The organism is Psychrobacter sp. TB67 (assembly GCF_000511065.1).
In the GTDB taxonomy this organism is placed as follows: Bacteria; Pseudomonadota; Gammaproteobacteria; order Pseudomonadales; family Moraxellaceae; genus Psychrobacter; species Psychrobacter okhotskensis.
Map to the genome: position 1 here is coordinate 1 of NZ_AYYA01000049.1, position 2,339 is coordinate 2,339.

Genomic DNA, 2,339 nt, shown 5'->3' on the forward strand with positions numbered 1-2,339 from the left:
CCAATAGTCAGGCTGGACTGAAAGCTTGAGCTATAGAGATTGATTTGCGGACTGTCAGGATGAGCGTCAAACATGAGCTGGTTGTAGCCATTGATCAGGCTGTCTTTGCTGGCCTCTCCTGTACGACTAGAGTCTATACTTTGAGTCTTGATGCCGTCGATGGGATGAGCGTGGCTTTGGTTGATAAACCAAGCAGGACTGGTGGCATCAAGGCTATCTGAGTCACTGGCGATGCTATTATGCTGGGCGTTATCGTTGCCTTGGCCGTTGTGGGTGCTGCCAATAATGATGGGATGGATGATGTCACCATCGATGAAGTCGATCAGGACGTGTTGCCCATGACGCAGGGGATGGGTTTGTCCCATGTGGTCGGCGACTAAGTGACTGGCAATGGGTACCCAGTGGGCGTCATCACTACTGCTGTCGCTATTTTGTTCGCCCCCTTGTTCATTCTGCCAATGATAATGGATATGAGCGCGATGATTACGGTCATGAGTAATAGCACTGCTATCGGTGTCAATAATACTGGCACTCATGAGACCCGTCAGACTCGGATGCGGTTGTCCAAGTGTAGCAAGCTGTTCCCCATAAGGAATATGGTGATGATGAGGAAATGGTAGATAGCAAGCGTTGATGTGATGGACGTTGTTGTCATTGTCGTCATCATTGTCATGACTGGCATGGTTCGTATTGGGCTGTAAGGTAATAGGATCAAAAGCGACTGCGCCCAGTCAGTCTGCTGGTATGTGATTGTTGATACCATCACTTAGGCGCTCGTCAATCTCGATGTCTATATCATATGGGCTAATAATATCTTTGATAAGCTCGCTTAAACTTAGATGGTGGTGACGGCGGTTATGACTGTTTAGGCGTAGTTGGCTAAGAGCAGGTTCGCAGATGATGCGGTAGGCGGCCATACCGCGCCAGTATTCCATCGGACACTAAACTTTGCACGATTCAATCTTCTCTACTACGCCTTTAATAATCATCCAAATAGCCTAAAAAAAGCGCATAAAACAACCCAATAATATGAACCGCCCCGGGATTGTCGGAGACTCAACATTCTGAGAGAATACGACAATGAAAAAACAAACCTACACTCCTGAGATTAAAGAACGCGCCGTTCGCATGCTGATAGAAGCGTTGGGCGACTATCCTTCCACATGGTCAGCGATTCAAGCCATTGCCCCTAAGATTGGCTGTACGCCTGAAACCCTGCGGTCGTGGCATAAAAAACACATCGATCAAACTATTCCTGCATCGGTGCAAGCGCAAAGTGATAAAGAGCGCATCAAGGAGCTTGAACGCGAATGCAGAGAGCTCAAGCAAGCCAATGAGATCATACGTAAGGCTGCCGCTTTTTTCGCCCAGGCGGAGCTCGACCGCTGACTAAAATCATGATTCAATTCATCGACGATCATAAGAATAATTATGGGGTCGAGCTGATCTGTAGAGTATTACCGATTGCCCCATCAACCTATCACCGTGCTAAAGACTTGGAGAGCTACCCTGAAAAACGCTCACTGCGCAGTCAACATGACGACTTTTACATCAGCGAGATTAAACGTATCTGGCAGGACAGCAAATGCCGTTACGGTGCGCGTAAAGTATGGCAGCAGATGAAAGCTGACGGGTTAAAGGTTGCTCGTTGTACCATAGAGCGTTTAATGAGACAGCATGGCCTACAAGGTGTCTGGCGCGGTAAGGGTAAAATAACAACTCACAGCCGTGATGATCAAAAGCGTGCTGATGACTTGGTTAATCGTAACTTTAGCGCTCATCGCCCTAACCAGCTCTGGGTGGCAGACTTTACCTATATCAAGACGATAAGCGGCTGGGCGAATACCGCTTTTGTTATTGATGTGTTTGCTCGCGCTATCGTCGGCTGGAAAGTATCTAATCGTATGAATACCGATATGGTAATGGCAGCATTAAATCAAGCGATAACAGATAGAAACAATCCCAAAGATGTGATTCATCACAGTGATCGAGGGGTTCAGTACTTATCTATTCGCTATACCGATAAGATGACGGACTGCGGCGTGATTGCTTCTGTTGGTACAACAGGTGATTCATACGACAATGCACTGGCTGAAACGGTCAATGGACTCTATAAATCTGAAGTAATTGACTATTTAAAGCAGAACTGGACTGGTGTGAACGATGTTGAACTGGCAACCCTTGAGTGGGTGGACTGGTTTAATAAAACCCGTTTACATGGCACGATTGGATATGTGTCACCCTTTGAGTTTGAAAAGCGGTATTATGATAATTTAACCCTGTCAGGCATCGCTGCCTGACTCAAGTAAATCACTCTCCGATAAAGTCGGGGCGGTTCA

The 2,339-nt window shown here is 46.9% G+C and carries 2 protein-coding genes, 1 pseudogene and 1 other annotated feature; of the genes and pseudogenes, 1 reads left to right on the forward strand and 2 read right to left on the reverse strand.

All coding sequences use genetic code 11. The annotated features are described in order from the left end of the window. Together W293_RS16240 and W293_RS0107500 are read right to left on the reverse strand one after the other, a co-directional pair. Positions 1-536 (reverse strand): annotated as a pseudogene (locus W293_RS16240) (hypothetical protein); the annotation flags it as partial. A gap of 195 nt (positions 537-731) precedes the next feature. Next, positions 732-935: a hypothetical protein gene (locus tag W293_RS0107500; protein WP_025651843.1), complete on the reverse strand. Its 204-nt coding sequence runs from the start codon at positions 933-935 to the stop codon at positions 732-734. Positions 936-1,080: 145 nt separating this feature from the next. Between W293_RS0107500 and W293_RS0107510 the strand changes: the two genes are divergently transcribed. Beyond that, positions 1,081-2,300, forward strand: a protein-coding gene (locus W293_RS0107510; protein ID WP_413771545.1) for an IS3 family transposase whose coding sequence is annotated in 2 segments (ribosomal slippage) — positions 1,081-1,357 and positions 1,357-2,300 — 1,221 coding nt in all. Because the reading frame shifts where the segments join, the coding sequence is not laid out codon by codon here. After that, positions 1,356-1,472 (forward strand) — a sequence feature (AL1L pseudoknot). (Overlaps the previous gene by 117 nt.) Positions 2,301-2,339: the final 39 nt, after the last annotated feature.

Coding starts and splice junctions, on each gene's coding strand:
- W293_RS0107500 (WP_025651843.1), bottom strand. CDS start 935: ATGGAATACTGGCGCGGTATGGCCGCCTACCGCATCATCTGCGAACCT.